The 22,648-nt window shown below is 38.7% G+C and carries 14 protein-coding genes and 3 pseudogenes; 6 read left to right on the forward strand and 11 right to left on the reverse strand.

Translation table 11 applies throughout. From position 1 onward, the window contains the following. Positions 1-77 precede the first annotated feature (77 nt). From GNE10_RS08190 to GNE10_RS08210, 5 genes and pseudogenes are all read left to right on the forward strand, one after another. Positions 78-1,097, forward strand: a pseudogene (locus GNE10_RS08190) (IS701 family transposase); the annotation flags it as partial. A gap of 14 nt (positions 1,098-1,111) precedes the next feature. After that, positions 1,112-2,614, forward strand: a pseudogene (locus tag GNE10_RS08195) (TonB-dependent receptor); the annotation flags it as partial. A gap of 37 nt (positions 2,615-2,651) precedes the next feature. Continuing rightward, positions 2,652-3,524, forward strand: a complete 873-nt coding sequence (locus GNE10_RS08200) for a ferredoxin (protein WP_185564492.1) — start codon at positions 2,652-2,654, stop codon at positions 3,522-3,524. 92 nt (positions 3,525-3,616) lie between these two features. Next, positions 3,617-4,825 (forward strand): ABC transporter substrate-binding protein, encoded by a 1,209-nt coding sequence (locus GNE10_RS08205; protein ID WP_185564494.1) that lies wholly within the window; start codon positions 3,617-3,619, stop codon positions 4,823-4,825. Beyond that, a pseudogene (locus GNE10_RS08210) lies at positions 4,825-5,586 on the forward strand (iron chelate uptake ABC transporter family permease subunit); the annotation flags it as partial. The gene GNE10_RS08205 and the pseudogene GNE10_RS08210, both read left to right, overlap by 1 nt. A gap of 117 nt (positions 5,587-5,703) precedes the next feature. Here the strand turns inward: GNE10_RS08210 and GNE10_RS08215 are convergent. Both GNE10_RS08215 and GNE10_RS08220 read right to left on the reverse strand, forming a co-directional pair. Then, positions 5,704-6,459, reverse strand: a complete 756-nt coding sequence (locus GNE10_RS08215) for a hypothetical protein (protein WP_185564496.1) — start codon at positions 6,457-6,459, stop codon at positions 5,704-5,706. A 295-nt stretch (positions 6,460-6,754) separates the two neighbouring features. After that, the gene (locus GNE10_RS08220) at positions 6,755-8,422 is read right to left on the reverse strand and encodes an IS1634 family transposase (protein WP_185564519.1); all 1,668 of its coding nucleotides are present in this window, start codon (positions 8,420-8,422) and stop codon (positions 6,755-6,757) included. A gap of 328 nt (positions 8,423-8,750) precedes the next feature. On the opposite strand from GNE10_RS08220, the gene GNE10_RS08225 reads away from it, so the two are divergent. Next, the gene (locus GNE10_RS08225) at positions 8,751-9,308 is read left to right on the forward strand and encodes an ISAs1 family transposase (protein WP_185564498.1); all 558 of its coding nucleotides are present in this window, start codon (positions 8,751-8,753) and stop codon (positions 9,306-9,308) included. Positions 9,309-9,560: 252 nt separating this feature from the next. Here GNE10_RS08225 and GNE10_RS36490 read toward each other — a convergent pair whose 3' ends face one another. The 9 genes from GNE10_RS36490 to GNE10_RS08270 form a co-directional block, all read right to left on the reverse strand. Next, positions 9,561-10,316 carry a transcriptional repressor gene (locus GNE10_RS36490; protein ID WP_185564500.1) on the reverse strand — a complete coding sequence of 252 codons (756 nt, stop codon included), beginning with the start codon at positions 10,314-10,316 and terminating at the stop codon, positions 9,561-9,563. Between the two features lie 100 nt (positions 10,317-10,416). Then, positions 10,417-12,198 (reverse strand): ABC transporter ATP-binding protein, encoded by a 1,782-nt coding sequence (locus GNE10_RS08235; protein ID WP_185564502.1) that lies wholly within the window; start codon positions 12,196-12,198, stop codon positions 10,417-10,419. Positions 12,199-12,383: 185 nt separating this feature from the next. Beyond that, positions 12,384-13,403 (reverse strand): iron-siderophore ABC transporter substrate-binding protein, encoded by a 1,020-nt coding sequence (locus tag GNE10_RS08240; protein WP_185564504.1) that lies wholly within the window; start codon positions 13,401-13,403, stop codon positions 12,384-12,386. Next, on the reverse strand, positions 13,391-16,081 hold the full coding sequence (locus GNE10_RS08245) for a TonB-dependent siderophore receptor (protein WP_185564506.1): 2,691 nt from the start codon (positions 16,079-16,081) through the stop codon (positions 13,391-13,393). Before GNE10_RS08245 ends, GNE10_RS08240 begins: the two co-directional genes overlap by 13 nt. 238 nt (positions 16,082-16,319) lie before the next feature. Further along, positions 16,320-17,315 (reverse strand): AraC family transcriptional regulator, encoded by a 996-nt coding sequence (locus GNE10_RS08250; RefSeq protein ID WP_185564508.1) that lies wholly within the window; start codon positions 17,313-17,315, stop codon positions 16,320-16,322. Positions 17,316-17,419: 104 nt separating this feature from the next. Next, entirely contained in the window at positions 17,420-18,343 is a 924-nt protein-coding gene (locus GNE10_RS08255; RefSeq protein ID WP_260446837.1) for a TauD/TfdA family dioxygenase, read from the reverse strand. 294 nt (positions 18,344-18,637) lie between these two features. Continuing rightward, positions 18,638-19,675, reverse strand: a complete 1,038-nt coding sequence (locus GNE10_RS08260; protein WP_185564510.1) for a sucrase ferredoxin — start codon at positions 19,673-19,675, stop codon at positions 18,638-18,640. Between the two features lie 415 nt (positions 19,676-20,090). Beyond that, a complete protein-coding gene (locus tag GNE10_RS08265; RefSeq protein WP_185564511.1) occupies positions 20,091-21,089 on the reverse strand; it encodes a methyltransferase in 999 nt (332 codons plus the stop codon). A gap of 117 nt (positions 21,090-21,206) precedes the next feature. Beyond that, positions 21,207-22,610 carry a cytochrome P450 gene (locus tag GNE10_RS08270; RefSeq protein WP_185564512.1) on the reverse strand — a complete coding sequence of 468 codons (1,404 nt, stop codon included), beginning with the start codon at positions 22,608-22,610 and terminating at the stop codon, positions 21,207-21,209. Positions 22,611-22,648 lie beyond the last annotated feature (38 nt).

The raw sequence follows: 22,648 nt of genomic DNA on the forward strand, positions 1-22,648 counted from the left end.
ATCTGACTCGCCCAATTTTGCAAAACTTCAATATACCTCATTTCTATTTTTCCTCTGCCTAGAGTGACAAAAGAGGGTTAATTATTGATGAGACAGGAGATAAAAAGAAAGGAAGCAAGACAGATTATGTGAAACGGCAGTATATAGGTAATTTGGGTAAAGTAGAAAATGGAATTGTAGCAGTCACGGCGTATGGTGTATTCTGCGGAATGACTTTTCCACTGCTGTTTGAAGTATACAAACCCCGTGAAAGATTAAAGCCAGAAGATAAGTATTTAACCAAGCCACAAATAGCAGCAATGCTGATGCGGAAGCTAAAATCAATGGGCTTTAAATTTAACTTAGTACTGGCAGATAGTTTATATGGAGAGAGTGAGACTAATTTCATATCCGTGTTAGATGAAATGAATCTCAACTATATAGTAGCGATTCGCTAAAACCATTCTGTAGAGATACTTCCGAGACAACATACTCAATATTTAGAGTGGCAGAGGTTCAAGCGTGTATTTTCTGACCTGAGCAGTGAAAATCGATATATTAGAGAAATAATTCACGGCAAACGACAAGAACAAAGATATTGGCAGATTACCACAGACAGTGAGAATTTACCTGAGAACACTACTTGGTATGTGATGAGTAAGTATTCAGGCATTACATCAAGAGATGTTGGTAACTTTTATGGGTTAAGAACTTGGGTTGAATATGGCTTGAAGCAAAGTAAAAATGAATTAGGTTGGGCAGATTACCGTTTGACTCGCTACTGTGATATTGAACGTTGGTGGGAAATTGTGTGTAGTGCTTACCTGATGGTTAGCCTTCACTCTGAACAAATGCAATCTTCTGCGCCAAAATCCCAATCAAAATTAACTGAACACCCCTGGTGGGATGATGGAAAGGGCTGGAAGAATATTCTTAACAATCTTCGTTTGATAATTCAACCTTTTACTTTATTTAATCTGATATTTCCCTGGTTAACTGTTTTTCCTATCCCTCAATTGTCTCATGGTTTTTCTAAACTTCAGTCTATCGTTTATAACCTCACAAGTTCAATTTTTATTTTCCTGACTCATCCTGATTTCTACTTTTCCTCTGCCTAGAGTGACAAAAGAGGGTTAATATTATCACTCGTCGCCCTACAGAAAAAGTGACAACACAAGCGGGTGTTACTTTTGGCGCGTATGGATTAAATCAGCAGACTATGAATAGTAGCGGAAAAATAGGAGATATTGGTTGGGTTGTAGGTTATAACCGTACCCAAGCTGAAAATAACTACCCTTTTTCCATCCCAGAGGCGAATTTCACCGGGACTAGGGAAAATAACGATGTTCTCTACAATAACTTTAATGTCAAGCTGGAGGCGGATTTAGGAAAGCGTAACACCCTTACCCTCTCAACTCTGTATTTAGGTAAAGACCAAGGAGTACCAGGAGGAGTCCCCATTCCTGAACCATTATTTGGTCAAGGTTATTTTAACTCGTTGACTGATAGCGATCGCAAATACACAGACCAAGTTCTCACTGATTTAACCTGGAACTCAAAATTAGGAGGTGGGGATGATTCGCTGCTAACAGCAAGAGTTTATGCAGATTTCCTCAACACTCGTTTTGATAGTCGCAATTCATCCCAAGCACGATATGATAACAGGCAAGCTTCTTATGGATTGCAAGCACAACACAGTTGGAAATTTGCTAATAATCAAACTGTAGTTTATGGCTTTGATTACCGCAATGTATCGGCTACTAATAGTACATTCGACTTTTCTGTTGATACAAAAACAGTCACTTACGACGATAGCATTAGTCAAGGGGCGCTATTTGCTAGATATGAAATTAACTTTACTCCTAGTTTCACTGCCAACTTAGGTTTACGCCAGGATTTTAGCAGCTTGACAAATGGCTCTTTTACATCACCAAGTATCGGGGCAAAATTTGCTCTGACAGACTCTACTACCCTGAGAGCTAACTATATCAAGAATTTCCGTGCGCCGAATCTTTTCAACTTATATGCCAATGGTAGTACTTACGTTGGTAATCCTAATCTACGTCCAGAGAAAGGCGATAGTTATGATATTGGAGTTGACCAAAAGCTAGGCGATTTTGGTCTGTTACGTTTGACATATTTCAATAACACAATATCAGATTTAATCGCCTATAACTTTGCTGTTCCCATAGCTACCTACGAAAATATTGGAAAAGTTCGTACTACAGGAATTGAAGCAGTTTTAAATTTGCAGTTAGCAAAAAATGTCTATGCTTTTGTTGGTTATACAGCAAACGATCCGCGAATTTTAAAAAGTACAAACTCTGCCGAAGTCGATAAAGAGTTACGGTTTGCGGGTGCAGACAGTTTAAACGCAGGACTTTCTTATGAAACTTCTCAAGGTTTATATGCTGGAATACTGATGCATTCTTTAGGTGCATATCCAATAAACAATACTAATACAGAATCTTTACCTGGGTACACTACTTTTGATTTCAAAATGCGTGTACCTCTAAGTGAGAGCTTGATATTTACAGGTAGTGTAGATAATATCTTTGATCAGCGTTACCAGTTGTTTCCTGGTTATCCTGATGGGGGGAGAGTTTTTCAAGTTGGGTTGAGTTCTACATTTTAATAGAAGTAATTGTTGATCGCGCAGAGGAGAGTTTTAAATGGCTGAATTTAATTGTTGGGTAACACCACTAAATAAAATCGTCACTGAACCTTTATCTACAGGTGGAAAAATTGAATATGAATATTTTGATTCGAGTACCGATGTTTTGTCATCACTACTCTACACTCTATTTCAGCAGAATTGGCAGCAGGTAGGGGTAGGGCATATCGTTCAAGGTGGTGTATTAGAATTAGAATTTAATGCTCCACCTAAAATTTGTATCCTCTATGATGGATATCTCACAGTAGTGACAGAAGGTTGGCATTTACACCTATGTATAGAGGCTAATTTAGGCGGCCCTCATTGTCAGACTCCTTTGGAATTAAGGCAACAACGTCAAGTAAGTCGTGCTGCATTTTACCGACGATTTAATGCAGAAGGTATCCCTAGAAGTTGGGGAATCGATTTTTGGAATGGTGCAGATGAAAACCTCATGACTATTTTCTTGCCAAATCCATACGTGGAAGGTGAAAATTTGTTACCAGAAGGCAAGCCTAATTTATCAAAGTTAGCTTTTTATGAGGAACTACGAGATATTTATGTATTGGGAAAAAAACCAATACCGTTTACCAAAAATCCCTTAAAGCGTTCTTATATTTCCGTGTGTACCTCTACACGCTGTCTTCCTTCCCGGAAGTGGCAACCCACATTTGATGCTTTAAAATCAGCAGTCGAAAAAGCAGGTTTAGAAGTGGAAGTAAGAACATCTGGCTGTTTAGAAGTTTGTCAATTAGGGCCAGTTGTATTTTATTCTGAAGACAGGACTTGGTACACTCGTGTTAATTCAAATGTAGCAGAAACTATTGTCAATGAACATTTGGTCAAAGGTAATAAAGTTGTTGAATATTGCTATCCACCAGATTCAGTATAATTTATAGTTTTTGAAATCTCATACCAAAATATAAAGCAGTTTTCTGAGTATCTCTCTCTGCGTGAGATAAAAATGATATTTCTCTAGAAGCTATGAAATTGGTTAAAACAACTCACTCAAAATTGATTAAATTTTTATGCCAAGTCTTCTTAATAGCAACTTTAATCATTGCCTGTAATAGTACGACAATTCCCACATCTACTAATGGCTGCATTCAAAACTATAATCCCAATCAAGATTACTTTCCCAAAAAAATCAAAATCACCTACGCCACAGGTTTGGCAGTAGAATATCATAACAACTACAAAATAATCACCATCAAAAACCCTTGGCAGAATGCCAAAACCCAGTTTCAATATGTTTTAGTTCAATGCGGAACTCCCACACCAAAAGGATTTAATCAAGCACAGGTAATTACAGTTCCCATTAATTCTATAGTTTCTTTATCTACAACTCATTTACCCCACCTAGCCAAATTAGGCGTAGTAGATAAACTGATTGGTATTAATGATAGCAAACAAGTCAACACTCTTGATGTAGTTGAGAGAATTAAAGCCGGCAAGATTACACAAGTAGGTAATAATTCTAATGTAGATATAGAAAGGCTATTAGAATTAAATCCCGACTTAGTAACAACTTTTGGCACAGGAAATTCCCAAACTGATAGTTATGCCAAACTCACAGAAGCGGGTTTAAAAGTTGGGGTAAATGCTGAATATATGGAAGATACGCCATTAGGAAGAAGTGAATGGTTAAAATTTACGGCTTTATTTTTCAACCAAGAAGCCAAAGCAGAAAAGATATTTAATGAAATTGCTAATAAATATGAACAAATAGCTCAAAAAGCTCAATCTGTGAAAAACCGTCCGAGTGTATTTGTTGGCTTTAACTTTAAAGGTACTTGGTTTATGCCAGGTGGTAAAAGCTATGTAGCCAAATATCTCGCGGATGCAGGAGGTAACTATCTTTGGAGTAACGATCAATCTGCTGGTAGTCTCCCGCTTTCTTTTGAAGTAGTTTTAGAACGTGCTGCTAATGGTGACTACTGGTTAAATTTTAGCCAATCTTGGCAAATTTTAAAGGATTTAGTCGCAGAAGATAATCGCTATGCTGATTTTAAGGCGGCGAAAACAGGCAATCTTTATAATAACAATGCCCGTGTTAATGAAAGTGGAGGTAATGATTACTGGGAAGGCGGAATTAGTAACCCAGATATAGTTTTATCTGACTTGATTAAAATCATGCATCCAGATATATTACCTAATCATCAACTGTTTTATTATCACAAAATTTTTAAATAATGTTAAGTGAAAAATATAAATTTAAAAATTCTCTATTTAACCAAAAATCTCCAGTTATAAAAAGCATTATTTTCTCAAGTTTACTAATAGGTTTACTATTTGCATTTTTATTGGACTTAGCTTTAGGTTCAGTCTCTATTCCTATTCATGAAGTCATCAATATTCTACTCGGACAAGAACCGGAAAAAGCAACATGGGCTAATATTATTCTCAAATTTCGCTTACCTAAAGCTATAACTGCAACTTTAGCGGGTGCGGCTTTAGGTGTGAGTGGCTTACAAATGCAAACCCTATTTAAAAATCCCTTAGCGGGGCCTTTTGTATTGGGAATTAGTTCTGGTGCAAGTTTAGGGGTAGCGTTAGTTGTGCTGACAGCAAGTGCTATGACACCAACACTATTAGCAGATTTGGGGATAATTAGTGATTTTGGTTTAGTGATAGCAGCAAGTCTTGGCGCAGCATTAGTTTTAGGGATGATGTTAGTTGTTTCTCGCCGAGTGCAAGAGACAATGACGCTACTGATTTTAGGGTTATTGTTTGGCTATGCTACGAGTGCAATTGTGAGTATCTTATTGCAATTTAGCTCAAAAGAACGCATTCAAAATTATATTATGTGGACTTTTGGTAGTTTTGCTGGGGTGACTTGGAAACAGTTAATTGTTTTAATTCCAGTGATAGTTTTAAGTTTATTGATAGCAGTGTTGCAATCAAAATCTTTGAATGCACTTTTACTTGGTGAATCTTATGCGCGGAGTTTGGGTAGTTACGACTTGCGCCAAAAGGTTATCCAAGCAATCGAGTTGGACGGGATATTGTAAACCTGTAGTAGACTTACCCAGAATTTACGATTTGCGCGACTTTTCTAAGTAATGGTTTTTCTATAATTTGAGTTGCAATACCGATAAAATATCTTTAAATGGGGCTTTATCTGCTTCTAACTTCTCTATTCTCACTAATAGTCGTTTTGGAATATACTTGCACTTTTTAAGAAGGCGATCGCCATCTTTCCAAAACTCATAGTGATACCAAGCTTGGGGATAATCTTTGCCATGAAGGGTGATGGTTTTCCACTGAATGGAGCCACTACCCAATCCTTTATCCCGTCTAGTTTTACTAGGGCTATCAATACTTGGAGGTATTTCTGATTGTCCGCCATTGTTACTAGGGCCGTCTTTACTGAGGGGTATTTTTGATTGTCCGCCATTATTACTAGGGCTATTTTCGATATCCCCCAGTAATGTGTTTTTACTAGGGCTAGGCACAACACCCAGTAATGCCAAAATTTCTATAATTGGGCGCTTCTTGAACTCTGCTTCTTGAATAACCCCCAGTAAATGTTTGGGAATGTACTTGGTCTTCTTTCTCCCTTTTTCCTGCCAATGATAGTAAGCCTGGGGGTAGTCCTTTCCACCCCTAGTAATGGTGCGCCAATGAATAGTGCCGTTACCCTCACCCCAATTTCTGCGCTTTTTACTAGGGCTATCAATACTTGGGGATATCTCTATTTGTTCAGAGTTTTTACTAGGGCTATTATCAATACCCCCCAGTAAAAATTCCGATACAGGAGGCGGATGGTTTTGACAGCAGTTTGAGGACTCACATATTACATGAGCGCAAATTCTGGATAATTCCATAGGACTTGTCAAAAAATACCGTTGCTGTTCCTGTTTCACCGTGCCGTGCTTTAGCCATGATCAGCTCTAACCTACATTCCGCACCTGAAAGTGTCACAAAAGAAATGATAGGGAATATGTCCGCTAGTTTTTAATAAAAAACCAAAGTAATAAGGGATAGAAAGTCAAAAATCAAGCTGAAGTTAGGAAAAAATGGATGGTTATAAAAAATACTGCATAAAAAGTAGAGTTACTGAGAATAGAGTGAGTAACTCTTGCAAAAGTTGATAACAGGAAAGTTTGAGTAAAATGACAATCAAACTAATAAATAGTAGCGACGACAAGCATTAGGGAAGAATTGTAATATCCATAATCTTTCATCAGAGAGGTTTGAGATTTGTGAAACTCCATTAGCAATTAATAAATGAATACCTTGGAAACATTGAAATATCCATCTGAGAGTGGGTCTATATGTGAGTTTACCTAATTGGTTTTTTAGTTTTTGATTTTGAGCTAATAAACTTTCACGTAACTGTCTTTGACCTAAAGTATAAACTAACAAACATAACCCCATAATCATTGATAATGCTTCAATGCGCTCCGGTGATTTGAGAAATATGCTGTCTGTCAAGAATAAAGGGTCTTTAAGAAACGCAAATCCTCTCTCACATGATTGTTGAGCTTTATATTCTTTAATCATGTCTGAGTGGCTTAGTTGGGATTCATGGATAACATTAGTTGCTAAAATAAATTTTCCCGAAGCGCGATTTTCTATTTCGATTGCCTCTTTATCCTCTTCTAGCTGCGCTGAAATCTGATAGCAACATTTCCAATTAGTCTGAGAGTTATTTTTGCTTTTACTCTCTGGCTTTAACTGTTTTTTAGATATTTTAATTGCAGTCAACCGATGATATTTTAATTGCTCTGATAGATGTAATGCCGCTTTTTTGGCATCTCGATGACAAGCAAATTCTTCATTACATAATTTCGTGAGCTTTTGATGAGCATTGATTTGAGCTTGCTGAACACGGCGCATCAGCTGTTTAAAATCTGCTTTTTTCCGTTCTTGACTTTCAACTATTAGCCATCTTTGCTCGATACCAGCATAGTTACTAGACTTGACTATATATGAATAACCTGTTATTTCACTTTGGATTAAGTCTTTGTCGTCTATTTCTAATAGAATTTGCTTGGCTAACCCCACGGTCAATGGTACTCTGCATAACCATTTGAGGTTTTTCATCAAATTCAGGTTTTCGGCACTATATAATGCGCTGTCTGCTACCATTAACGCATCTATATCAATATTTTCTCGAAAATTCACGAGAGTTTTCGCAAAAGCTTTCGTATCTGATTGATTTCCTGATGCTGCTTTTAAAAAGATGGGAATATCCCCATCACTGCTACAAATTAACTCTATAATAAATTGTTTTAAGTCTGGTCTATGATCTCTTGAGTAACCATAGGTAATACTTATTGGTTGTGGTGCTACTTTTATTTCTCTATTTTCATTCTCTGTGACTACTTTTTTTTCAAACACTACTTCTGGCAAGCCTGTTTCATATTCTCCATGTAGGTGCATTGAACTTGAATCCAAGTGCAATGATGACAACGCTACTCTATATTTTTTTACTGCTGCTAACGCTATTAGAGTGAAGATTTTACTTAATCCTTTCAAATATAATTGGTCTAATACTCTTCCTAATCTGTCATCGTTTAAATATTCTGGTAATATCCCTTCTCCTAACAGATGTTCACAGGCGTAGCCATCCATATATTTAGGAAACATATATAATGTTCCTGATACAAAACCTAACCCATTTAATATCATTGCTTTAACTACCTGACCCGCGCTTACCTTTTCTTGCGGGTGCTGTCCCAGTATTTTATTTATTTGGTCTACCAACCCTATTTCATCAATGATTCCTGCTACTATACCCAGGTGATCTAAATTTTTTACTTCAATATTCAAGGACAAATTCATTTTCACACTATTTCCCATCAACTATTTTTAGCTTTTCATGATGGAAGATTATAGAGTGCTAATTTTATTTATTTTTTGACTTCTACCCTGATTCTGGCTATTAACTTTACTTCTCGGTTTTTATTGTCTCAATTTTTACTAATATTCTGAATTTACTTACTGCTTTCTCTGTGTGCCAGTTTTAGGTGCGGAATGTGGGTTGTAAAAGAGGGCTGGTAGTCGGGATGGAGAAATTTGAGAACCAGCACAAAAGCGAAATCCAGGTTGTCCAAGAGCTAATCACTGCATTGGGTCTAGAAGCAGTAGTCTTAAGTTTTGATTCCCTACATTGTCAAAAAAAACTTGCCAAATAATTATAGAAAGTGGCAATGATTATGTCATTGCGGTTAAAGATAATCAGCCCAAACTACATAGCCATATTCAACGCATTGCTGCCACAAGAAAACCAACTTCTCGTGTAGTTGAAACCGAAAAAACCAGAGATAGATGTACAACACGCACTGTAGAAGTTTTTCATGATATCAATGGAATTGACCCGTCATGGACTGGAATAAAATCTTTAGTCAGGGTCGAAAGAATTGGTACAAGAAACGCTAAGAAATATCATGAAATTGTTTGTTATATTAGCAGTCTGATAGCAAGCGCGAAGGAATTTGCTCTCGGTATTCGTGGACATTGGGGTATCGAAAACCGCCTTCACTGGGTGAAAGACGTTGTTCTCAAAGAGGACTGTTCTACAATCCGTCTTGGCAACGCTCCCGCTAATCTTTCTATTATCAGAGCGATCGCTCTCAACATACTGCGCCGAAATGGTCATACTTCCATCACAATTGCTCAAAGATTTCTCTCTCATGATATTGACAAACTTCTTGCCCTTGTGGAATGAAACAGCCCTGCTTGAAGGCCGGGGGTTTTAAACTGTGAGTACAACTACTATCAAAAATCGCATTCGTGATTTGGATGATAGCTTCATGCTAACTGCTGCGGGTCTGTGGAATTTCTACTTGATAGCTGCATAAATTGATCGGTGAAATCGAGAATTCAATTTCATATTCATATTTTTTTTGTTCTTATTTAGCGACAAGTCTAATTACAAAAATGGTCAAAATCTGTTAATTCCTGGGAAATTGTTCAATAATTAATTATTAAATATTTTGGGGTCAATTTCGTATCCTTGAAAAAGATTTACTACTTCTGATGCTTTTTCTAAAGGAAAATACCAATACTTGTTTTCTCTTGACAAACGCCATCCTGTAATCAGCTTGGCTTGATGCTGATAGGTTTCAATTTCATCTTTTGGTGTATAAACTACAATACGTTCCCCTTCTAATTCGATGCGACCCACAGGTTTTTCTTTAATATCACTATTGAACTCTAATTGCTGATGGTCTAAAATTTTAGCTTTACCTGCTCTCATGAATCGGGAACATACCCAATTACTGGGTGTTGTTGTAGGCCATCCTATCTGTAGAGCTTCTGGACAAATAGTGTGCAGAGTAAATTGACAATCAATTAGTTGCAAGGCGAATTTTTCTACTTGTTTTAAGCCTTGTTTGATGATGGAATTATTTTCAAACTCTATAATTTTATGACATTGAATGCAAACAATATGGTGATGATGGGTAGAGATGGCGTTTAGCTCATAATATTTTGGTGCTTGTGCTAATTCTACTTCTCGGAGAATCCCCATCATTGTCATAATTCTCAGGTTACGATAAACCGTAGATAAACTCATCCCCTCTCCACGTTCAAACAGCAACAAATGTACTGACTCGGCACTCAAATGACTACCTGTAGTCAGAGTTTGAAAAATCTCAAAAATTAATTGGCGTTGAGGAGTGAATCGATAACCTTGAGCATTTAATTTGGCTTTTAAGGCTTTGAAGTTATCCATAATGTAACTAAATCAAGAAAATTTTTCAGCGCTAGTTAAATTGCTCTCTAAACTTGTATAAATTTAGCCTAGTATTATCCAATCCAGTTAAAAAAAAGTATTAATGAATCCCAGACTGTACTCGCCACAAACTGGCATAAATACCATCGTTTGCCAGTAACTGCTCGTGCTTACCCTGCTCAACAATTTGACCGTCATCCATCACATATATGCAATGACTATGGCGAATTGTGGAAAGACGATGGGCGATGGCAATTGTCGTCCGATTTTGGGTAATCATCGCCAGAGACTTCTGGATAGCCGCTTCTGTCTCATTATCCACCGCAGAAGTCGCTTCATCCAAAATCAAAATTGGTGGGTCTTTGAGAATAGCACGGGCGATCGCAATTCGTTGTCTTTGACCACCAGAAAGTTTCTGACCTCTTTCACCGACGATAGTATCGTACTGGAGGGGTAGTTGCATGATGAATTCATGTGCTTGGCCTAACTTAGCAGCATGAATAATTTCTGACTCAGTAGCATCAAAACTTCCATAAGCAATATTTTCCCCTACCGTACCGTGAAAGAGAAACACATCTTGACTTACCCAACCGATACAGCGTCGCAGTTCTAAAAGTTGTAACTCGCGAATGTCTATACCATCAATTAGGATTTGTCCACTTTGGATTTCGTAAAAGCGTAGCAGTAATTTGACTAGGGTACTTTTACCAGAGCCAGTTGCACCAACAATCCCAATATTTGCACCTGGGAGAATATGCAATGATAAATCTTTGAGTACATTGGTGCAACCATTGTATGCAAAAGTAATCTTGTTAAGATGCACTTCACCGCGTACCATTTTTAATGGTAAAGGATGCTCCCCCGTGGGAATAGTAATGGGAGTATGTAACAATCCCATTACTCGTCGTGTAGAAGCCATTGCCCGTTGATACTGATCCATGATGTTACTCAAACTGGCAAACGGCCACAGTAGTCGCTGAACAATAAATACCATAAAACCGTAAGTTCCCACACTTAACTGATTATTTGCCACAGCAAGCCCACCAAAAAACAGTGTGGCGATGAAACCGATTACAACCACTAATCGAATCGCTGGGTAAAAAGCAGCAGAAAGAGCGATCGCTTTACCATTACTGCGGCGATAGGCTTCACTTTCAGATAAGACACGTTCTCTCTCGTAGATTTCAGCAGTAAAGCTTTTAATTGTGGCAATTCCTGAGAGGTTATTAGCTAAACGACTATTAATAAATCCAGCTTTATCACGCACATCTGCATAACGGGGTGCAAGTCGTTTTTGAAATGCTAAAGAACCCCAGAAAATGAAGGGTGTGGGTAGGATTGCAAAAGGAGCTATATTGGGGGCAATGAAAAGAAATGAACCGCCTACAGCTAAAATAGTGGTAAGAAATTGCAGAATACTAGCCGCACCAGAATCAAGAAATCTTTCTAATTGATTGATATCATCATTTAATATTGACAAAAGTGTGCCTGTAGAGCGTTCTTCAAAGTAGCTCAGTTCTAGTTCCTGTAAATGGCTGTAGGCATCAATACGTAATTCGTGCTGCATCGTTTGGGCGAGGTTACGCCACAGGCGAGCATAAATAAATTCAGATAGTGATTCTAAACTCCAAATGATTAAAGTTAATAATGATAGGATTGCCAGTTGTCCAATGATGTTAGTAATCCCCATTTTGGCAATCAGAGAGTTCTCTTTTTTCACCACTATATCCACAGCTATACCTATTAAATATGATGGTGCGAGGTCAAAGATTTTATTCAGGATGGTAAAGGTTACAGCATTCCATACTTGAGTCCGATAGTTTTTGGCGTAGTGTAATAAACGTAGGAGAGGATGGGTTTTATAAATTGAGGAAGATGTCATTGTAAGTCAGCCTAAACAGATTTAATACAAGTAAGAATATTTTCATTAATTAATTTTGCTTGGGTAGTTAATATACTGTAAAAGTTAGACAAATAAAATAGTGCCTCCAAAGAGAGATGTTTTGAGCTTATTGTGAGGAAAGGTGTTATGATTTGCATACGAATAAAATGTATCTGGGTATTGATTTATGATTTATTAACAAGGTATTTGAATAAGTCATCAATCACTGCCTGGGCTGCTAAAATATTGTATCCCCACCAAACTGAGGATTTAACTGGATATACTCGGTTCTGTTTAACTGCTTTAACCTCAGACCAAAGCGGTTTTTGTTCAAGCTTCTCAAGTTTAGATAAATTATTTTCTTCAGTCGTTCCCACAAAGAAAACATCAATATCAATTTTTGGCAAATATTCTTCAGAAATAGGTAGAGATAAAGAGCCAGGAGCTTGCGATCGTGGAGGTTGTAATCCAACATCTTTTAATACTATACCTGGGAAAGAGCCATCAAGAGCAAGAGTAAAGTTTCCATGATATATGGATGCATAAGAGGCTCGAATTAGCTGTTGTTTATTTTTTTCATTATTATTTTGTGAATTAATTAAGATTTCCCTAAGCTTTTCAACGCGGCGTTTATAATCTTTCATCAATTGATTGAAAGTTTCTAACTTGCGGAAAAGTTTCGCAAAATTTTTAAAATTTTGCTTCCAATCGTATGAAATCTCTGACCAAGGCATCAAAACAGTTGGGGCTATATGAGACAAATGCTTATAAATTGACTGATTGTATGAAACACCAATAATTAGATCGGGTTTGAGTAATAAAACCTTTTCTAAACTAAAGTCACCATTGACGCTGTAAATAGTTTCAATTCCTTGAATCTTATTTTTTAGATATGGAGCATCCAGATATTCTTTAGCTCCAACTATCGCAACAGGCTTTATACCTAAAGCTAGAATATTACCAGAGTTAAATTGATCTACAACAATCCGTTTCGGGTAAACTGGAATACAACTTTCTCCCATTGTATGTTTAATCAGTCGACACTCTACAGCTATCTCTCTCGAAGTTGAGTTTGTAGCGCTTTTGTTGATATGATTACTGCAAGCTGAAATAAGAAAAAAAACTAATAGGCTAATAAAAAACAAACCAACAAATTTCCTGATAGCTATTCTTGTTGGCACTTGTTTCTCGATCAAAATTCCCATGATATTGTTCCCTGCAAAGAAAATGGTTCTCCTGGTACTACACCCAACCGAGAAGAAGCATTTTCAAAATAATTTACATCAAACAAATTTCGCAAATTGATAGTAGCGCGGAATCGCTCTCGTTTATAAAAGATGGCTGCATCAGTACGAAGGTAGCTCGGTAACTCAAAAGTGTTGGCCAAATCTCCTTGTCTTTCTCCTACGAAGAACAAACCTAAACCAAATCCCAATCCTTGTAATGTGCCTTGTTGAATTTCATAGGTAGTCCATAGATTTACAGCATTTTCAGGAGTATTATTTAATCGGTTTCCTGCGTTGAAAGTGTCTTCTGTGACTTTTGCATCTATATAAGAGTAGCCTGCAATCAAGTTCCATCCTGGCAAAATTTCACCTCTAAGATTCAACTCAACACCTCGGCTATTCTGCTCTCCTGTTTGAATAGAAAATCCTGTATTGACTGGATTAGTCGTCAAAACATTGGTTCGAGTCAGGTCATAAAAAGCAAGTGTCGCAAAAAGTTTATCGCTGATATCTGCTTTGACTCCAATTTCATACTGTGTACCACGCTCTGGTTGGAATACACTACCATCAAATGAGGTTCCAATAGTTGGACTAAACGATCTACTGTAGCTGGCATACAATGAAATTGTTTCAATTGGCTGATAAACTAAACCGAACCGTGGACTGAATGCTTCCCCAGATTGACTTCGTTCTGTATTGGCTATAAAGTTCTCTTGTGTTTGTTCAAAAGTATCGAAGCGCAAGCCTAAAAGTAACTTCAAATTATTTGTCAGCGAAACTATGTCTTGGATATAAATACCAAGACTATCTGTTTGAGTTCTTTGATTGAGTGTAGAGAGAACGGCACCAAGCGGCTGGCCGTATACAGGATTGAACAGGTCAATTGGTGCAGCGAATCTTTGGGTAACTTGTAATGGTTGGTCAAGTTTGTCAAAATCAAATCCCAACAATAACTGATGTTCAATTGAGCCTGTAGAAAATTTTCCAGTGATATTTGTTGTGAAATTGTAGTTATCATAAGGTATTGCAGTGAATTCGGCTATGCGCTCTAGAGTTCGATTATCAGGTAGCAATCTAGACGCTCTATTAAAACCTATATCTTCTCCTCGATAAAACCCATATCGAAAAGCATTGAACAGTGACCAATTATCACTGAATTTATGCTCTAATCTATATCCGATTCTGCCGACTTGAACATTATTACTTCCCTCATTAATGTTACGATTGCGTGGTATATCGCCGTTGGGGTTTTCTAATACAGTGACTACTGCTGGTAAGCCAAAGCCTATGCTTTTTTCAGATTCAAAGTCTGAAAAATCTCCTTCAAAAGTCAACTTGGTACTGTTGCTAATTGTCCAACTTACAACAGGTGCAATTGACAGAGTTCGGATTTCAGTAAAATCAGTAAAAGTACCTCGATTTTGGTAAGAAGCATTTAATCTGTACGATACAGTTCCAGATTCATTTAAAGGACTTGATAAATCCAAAGCACCACGATAAAAATCATAGTTGCCGATGCTGACTTCAGCAGAATAGTAGGGATTCGGAAGTGGCTGTTTTGTAATGATATTAATCGTTCCACCCGGAGTTGCTCCACCAAATAAAACAGAAGCAGGACCCAGTAAAACTTCCACTCTTTCAACATTTGATAGGTCTAAACCACTACTGGCAAAATTATCTCTCAGACCATTTCTCAGGAAGTTTCCTGAAAACTCACTGACTCCATAGCCTCGAATATTAAATCCACTCCTAATACTGCTAGGATTTGCGCTTGAAGTAGCACCAGTAACATTTCTTAAAGCATCTTCTAATCGAACTGCTTGTTGATCTTTGATTACTTGTTGGGGAACTACTTGAATTGATTGAGGAATGTCACGTAACGGGGTGTCAGTTCTGGTTCCGGTTGACGAATCTGTGACATCATACCCATCTTGCTCTCCCGTGACCACCAATTCAATTGGTTCATCCTGCTGTGCTGATGGTTGATTTGGCTGGGTTTGAGTTGTTGGCTGTTCCAGTTGGGGCTGTGGTGATTTTTCTGGTTGCTGCGGTTGTTGTGCAGAAGTTGCAGCACTTGCCACAGAGAAGATCAAACCCTCATCTGGACTATCAAATAATTCAACTGTTGGCAATCCTGCTTCACCCGTTACTGTTAACCGGATAGTATTAGCATCCACATTTATAACTGTTATTTCACTCACACCTGCCATCGGTTTTTCTGAGCGGAAAGTGAATGCATCACCTGACGGTAAACGCAGTTGGGCGTTGGGAATATCAGCGATGAAGTTATTCCCCTGACTGCGATTGTTAATTTGCAGTTGTTCTCCTTGCGTCGTCTGTAAAATCACCTCCACACCTTTTTCTGTGGGATTAGCTTTCACCCCAGTCACTTGGACAACTTGTGAGATGGGTGCGGCTTCTGGTATCGGCGACTGTACTAGCATGATTGCGCTAGTACTGGGACGCTCAACCTCACTCAATTGCAGAATTTTTCGAGTTAGCAGAGGTTTGAAATTGCCCTGACTTTGGACTTCCTGGTTCTGATTCCCTGATTTAACTTCTGCCCATCCTGGGCTAATAGCAATAGCACTCAAACATCCCGACAGACTCATTAAAAACCACACTCGCACACTACCAGACAAACACCAAGGCTTCATCACAACTCCTGATACACCAGCTTTTTGCAGAACTTTACCGAATTAATCTGCTTTGCAGTAATGACCATTTCATCACCAGGGAAGACAAAAATTAGTTCTCTCCTTGTTGAAGAAGAGTTCTAAAGTCAAATTCATCCAGAATTTGTGACTAAAACTGGATTATTGCAAATGGTTTCTAATTCAATGAAGCTGAGTATAGAGAATTATTAGCAACTGAGTCTACCCAAAAACCGCATCGCTATCCCGAAAACGACTTTTTACCAATTAAACTTTGACTTGGCGTAATCCCGAACCTGCGCTTGAAAGCAGATGCAAAGTGTCCCAGATGAGAATAGCCGATTTTGTTACCAACCTCAGCAATAGTCATGTTTCCCTGACGCAATAATTGTTCTGCCCATTCCATTCGTTTGTTTGTCAGGTAGCTAAATGCTGTTGTACCAAAGAGTTCCTGAAATCCACGTTGCAGAGTGCGATCGCTTATTCCCACAATTTGCGCCAACTCCAGCAATGACGGGGGATTCTCCAAACGTGCCAGTAAAATTTCCCTAGCTAAATGAATCCTAGCGATGGTTTCTGGCTTCAGTCGCGGTAATGGTTGTAATCCATCCTCAGCAGATAATATGGGAGCTAACTGCAATGTCATTAGTTCCAATACTTTCGTTTGTAAATACATCTGCTTCGTGATTCTCTGGAAAGGACAGTTGATAATTTGTTGTGCGATACCCTGAATAGCAGTTGTCGTTTCTGGGTAAAGCAAAGTCTGGTAATCATTACCCTTTTTCAAAAAATGCAACTGGTGGGGAATGTCTCCTGCTTCATCGGGGAAAAAGGTTGCCAGCAAGTCAGCAGATAAATGGATATCAACGCCCACATATCGAGTTTTGGATAACTCCAGAGTGATTTGGCGTTGAACACCGCTACCAGAAATGCAAGTATATCCTTCCCCTGACTGTCCTCCGTATTCGTCTACGATCTTGCCTGAAAGTAGGACGCAAAATTGCAGTGGGTGATCCCATTCAGGAATTTTATATAAGAAATCATTGTGATATTCATAGTCCAAAATCGAAAGCCAGAGATGAGGATGCACCTCAATATGCCGCACATAGCCTTTGCCGAGTCGCGTAGGTAGTTCACAGAGGATTTCAAATGGCTCTGCTTCTGCTTGTTGTGAACTGTTATGATTAGCTTCCGCCCACAGTTCCCGATTTTCTTTCTGCGTCAAGGTGATGGTCATGACTGGTAGATATTGGAGAATTAATAATATTTATTCTCACTAGAGTTTAGACTAGTTAGCAGTACAAAACTTTAAACCACCTCATGAGCCTGCAATTTGCTGTATCAAAATTTCAGGTTACTGAGAGTACTAAAAATCTGCCGTCGCCGATCATTAAATTCTCTGCGACCATGCATGAATCTTGAATTATCAATCATTGTCAAATCGCCAGCTTGCCAGGATATATCCTCCATTAATCTGTCTGTAGTTTTCTCGATTTCTTCAATAACTTCGTCAGGGACAATTGAACCATCTTCAAAAGCTACTTTTTCCATGATTGCGTGCAATGCCAAGACGCTGTTAGCAAAAGCATCCTGATTACCATACTTGGTTTTGACTACAGCTGAACTAACATATTCCATCGAGACGGATTCATCTTCTTTAATCTCGTATTTCACACCCTCAAGACCGTCGAGCATTCGCTTAACATCATCTGTGCTAGCTGCATCTGTGCTAGTAAATCTCTTTAATACAACAGCAGGGATATCTTCATAATAAAACTTTAATTTTTTAGAAATAAATAACTGTCTCGTTTCTTCACTCAGTTCTTCCCACACTCGAATCCCATCACAAAATGTAGTTTCACCGCCCTGTGCTGCTGGAAAAGCACAGCAGAACCAAATAGCATCAGGGCGAAAAGGAGAATATGCATGTTCGCTATGAGGAACACAATTATCCATTCCTGCATCTACAAAATGGATAAATTTATCCGAATCAACTTGTGGCCTTTTATAATCTTGAACGAACTTAGAACTGAATAGTGCTGCAAACGCTTTCATTTGCTCATGTGTGACTCCAAATCCACGAAAAATAATAACCCCAGATGTTTTGAATACATCTATAATTTTCGTTACTGGAAGACTAAGAATATCTTGGCAATCGTCACTACTATAAATTATCTTGCCAGTGCTGGTTCCTATTGAATCGATTTTATTGAGCATAGCTGTAGTCAAAAAATTTTGGATTGAAATAGTTGCAAATTGAATCAATTAGATTGTGACATCCCTCATCGACCTAAAGGCGCGGTGATTCTGGAGTAATGAGTAATAAGTAATGAGTAAATACCCATTACTTATTACTCATTACTTTAAAGCCGTGCCAGAAGCAGGGGGCTTCAGACCCAATTCTGTGGTGATTGTTTGAAACAAACTCAGAAGAAAACGTAGTTTATGATCTTTGGTTGTGTTACAAGAATAGGCAATGCTCTGGTAGAAGTTGAAATACAGAGTATCGATTTATTAAAAGTGGAATGTCATTTGTCATTGGTACTTGGAGGCAGGCGGCTATCCCGGACAAACTTTGACTAAACGACTAACGCGATACTGCTTTACTGCTTTTAACTCCATTTCTTTCCCTGAATTCAATGTACTCATTACCTCACTATTGACTTCAACTCTCGCTTCATAAGCACCTGATACACTGCCATCTGAAGCCGCGAAATTAATGCGTACATCAGCCCAGTTGACATCCTGTTCTTCATTAATTTCTTCTTTTGCCAGCACTTTACCAGCTTTCAAATAGTCGAGCCAAGTCCAACCCAACTGCATCCAAATTTCGCGTTCAACAATTTGCTCAAACTTGCTTAAACCAACACATCCTCGGTAAAACTTACGTAACCCAGAGACTGAACCATCTCGCAATACTAGTAAATCGAGCATTTCTGGTTCTAAATGTCCCCATAAACATCCTTGGGGAAAATCGGCTAGAGTTGGAGCAAATTGATGACCGCCAAAGTGGGTTGTTTGCCACACTCTTAACTCTCCATTGGAAGCAGGAGCATATTCTTTGCGTAACCGACGATATATAGGAGTGCCAAATCTGCCACAGGCAAGGTCAACTTGAGCATGGGTGCAAACCATGAGTTCGCGGATGTGATTAGTTTGTTGTTGATACTGCTGAAACTTTGATAAATCGTTAGGCTGTTGCATCAACTGCTGGAGTATTGCTGTTACCAAAGCAATTGCTTTCTCTTCTGGGACAACAAACTCTTGCTTTTCAAACTGAGAAAACATCTCGGTTGAACGATAGTAGTACATTAAACGGGTGAAGCCAGGGTGGGAGTACTCGCGGTCAGGAGCAATTAACATTGGTCGCAACTGGACTCCATGCTTAACTGCTAACTCTTGGAACAGACCCAACAGCGGCTTTATTCTCGGATCTTCCTGAAAGATGTTTTGCGGCCAAGGTTGTGGAAGTTCCATAATTAGCCAATGGTCACAAGTTCCTGCTGTACCAATTGGATCTTCTCCGTTAGCTTTAGAAACCAGTGAGCAAAAACGACAATCTGTTAGGGGAAGTTGATCGGTTTGTTGGGTTTGCATATTGATGAGGCATTATATTTACAAAAGTCAACTTTTTTGGTCTTGATAGCAGCAACTTACCTAAGTAAGTGGGCAAGAATAAATCAAACTATATTAAGTAATGTAAAATTCAATTGAATTAGCCCTTAAGAGAGGACTAAAGTCCCCACTACAAACCTTTAATTATTTACGCCTACTTACTTAGCAGGAAAATAATTAAGGCTCTCCTAGACTAGTTATAGAAAATTAATACTTGATATCAGGTTAAGTCCTTATATAGTAAGGGATTCAAGAATCAGAAAGCATATTTTTATTAAATCCTTGATTCTGTTTTAGCGAAATCTAGTTACATCAGGTGTTTTAACTGTTTTTTAGTATTAATTTATCAAACGAAGTCTGGGAGAGCCATAATTAATACCTCAAAGTTGGGATTTTTCTACTCTTGTTTAATTGCTTCAATAATACCTACTTCCAATTGTGTTTGGATAATTTTGGTGAGTTTGAATCCTGTAGATGTAAACAAATCTAGAAACTCAGCTTCAGTTCGATCGCGTCCCCTAGGGCACATCACTAACATATTTATATCCATAAACTTACCTCCATAAAACTCGTTACCAGCAGGAATTACGGAGTCTATTATCAACAGTCGTCCTTGTTCTTTCATCGCTTGATGGCAGTGTCTAAGAATGTCTTTTGCTCGCAAATCATCCCAGTTATGAAGAACATTCTTAAGCAAATAAGTATCTCCTCCTGCTGGGACAGCCTCAAAAAAATCTCCTCCTACTAATTGACAGCGATCGTTCATAACTAATAATTCGCGTGAATTCTTGGCTCTATCAATCACGTCTGGGTGGTCAAACAATACTCCTTCCATAGTTGGATAAGCTTGGAGAATAGCAGCGAGTAAGCCACCTTTACCACCACCAATATCAACTAGTTTGTTAATTGATGAAAAATCATAAGCCTCTATGAATCGGGCATGTGCGTATGCATCTTTTGACGAAGACATAGCCTCATCAAAGATTTTTCCTTGGATAGGATTTTGCTCGTTGTACTCAAATAAATCCATGCCATACAAATTCTCAAAGGCACTTTCTCCCGTCTGTACGCTGTACATCAAATTTCCCCAGGATTTATAGTAGTGCTCTTCGCCCCGTAAGATTGTCATGGCTCGTATTGAGCCAGGAACATCGCTTTGCAAACAATCAGCTAGTGGAGTTAGCTCAAAGTATCGGGATTGTGTCTCAGCAAAAATTCCGATACTAGCAAGAGCTCGTAATACACGATAAAGAGAATCACTGTGGGTATTTGTTGCAGCAGCTAAAGCATCACATTGCTGGGAGCCGTCTTTGAGTAAATCAGCAATGCCAAGTTTAGCGACGACATAGATCATTCGTGAAACCCAGTAGGCATGTACCCATTCTGTCGCGGTCATCGGAGACTGTATTTTGCTAGGCTTAGGGTCTGATAAAACCATAATTTTTAATGAAATTTGTTGAGTGTTGATAATCTGAAAGTGGTTAACAGTAAGATTTATTTCTTTAATCTTGTGTTAAGTAGAACTAGTAACAAACTCTTGCGATCGCTCTTGAGGTGGACTTACTTCGAGCATCAACATTTTCAAGCCGCTAGCAGGCGGATAGTTAACACCTCTAGCCTTGGGTTTTTCTACTTTTTTTTCATCCGCTAGTGCCAGTTGATAGCGCCGGAGCATTGTTGCTAAGACTAGCTTCATTTCAAAGAGTGCTAATACCTCACCCGGACAGCGACGAGCTCCACCACCAAATGGTAGAAATTCGTAGGGAGAGTATTGTCGCTCCAAAAAGCGTTCTGGCTGGAATTCCTTTGGCTGTGAGTATAAATCCTCACGCTGATGTGTTAGATAAATACAGCCTATGACTATTGTCCCTGGACTCAATTCGTAGTCCATCATCTGAATTGGTGATTCTACTAGTCGGGGAAATGTAACTACCTGAGTCGGATAAATTCGTAGCGATTCATTACAAACAGCACTGAGGTAGGGTAGTGCAACAATACTCATTGGATCTGGGGATTCCCCAAGGGTACTGAGTTCTTCTAACAATCGTTCCCGAACAGCAGGTAAACGGTGAATCCAGTATAATGCCCAAGTTATGGCAGTGGCTGAGGCATCTTGACCACCCAATAGCAATGATGGGAAGATGCCCCGGATATCCTCATTGGACATTGGTTGACCAGTTTCATCGTGAGCAAATACTAGTTCAGAGAGTACATCGCTGCGTGTGGGATCTGCTTTTGCTTGCCGTTCTGCAATTTCGGTGTAGAGTAGTTTATCAAATTGTCGCTGCAAATCAAGCCAATATCCCCACGGACTCCACCGACCTAAATCTCGTCTGAAAAAGGGATAGGACAAAGATAACCTCAACCAACGAGACCGGGCGAAACTTAATAAATTAGAAAGGAGTTGCCTAAATTGTTCATAACGCTCTCCCTCATATAAACCAAATAAAGCTTGCAATATCACCTCTAAGGTAATCTTTTGCACGGTCGGGTAGGCATAAAAAGATTTACCGTAGGCGTAGCCCAACCCAGGCATCGCCAGATCGTTCATAACTTGCTCTGTAACTTGACAGATACGCTGCCCGTATGATTTTACCCTAGTTCCATGCAGGGGAGGCATCAACAACTGCCGTCGATGTTTGTGGCGCAAGCCATCAAGCATGAGTAATCCGTTGTTTCCCAGCAATAAAGCGCTACCTTGGTTCAATTTACCAGAAGCTGTAATTTCTTTGGTACTGGTAAAAATTTGCTTTATTCCTTGTGGGTTACTGACGTATACTATCGGTGTAGAATCAGCCATAACAGTGAAAATGTCACCATAGCGATCGCCGATAGCATCCAATAAGCTGAGGGGATCGGTCTTAAATTGACGACTCAGCAACCGGGTAGAAGTTTTTGGGCCTTCAGGTAGTTTCATTAGAATTTTTTATTGCTAATTGTTTAATAATCAATAGC

It is taken from the genome of Nostoc sp. 2RC, assembly GCF_014222165.1.
Classification (GTDB): domain Bacteria; phylum Cyanobacteriota; class Cyanobacteriia; order Cyanobacteriales; family Nostocaceae; genus Nostoc; species Nostoc linckia.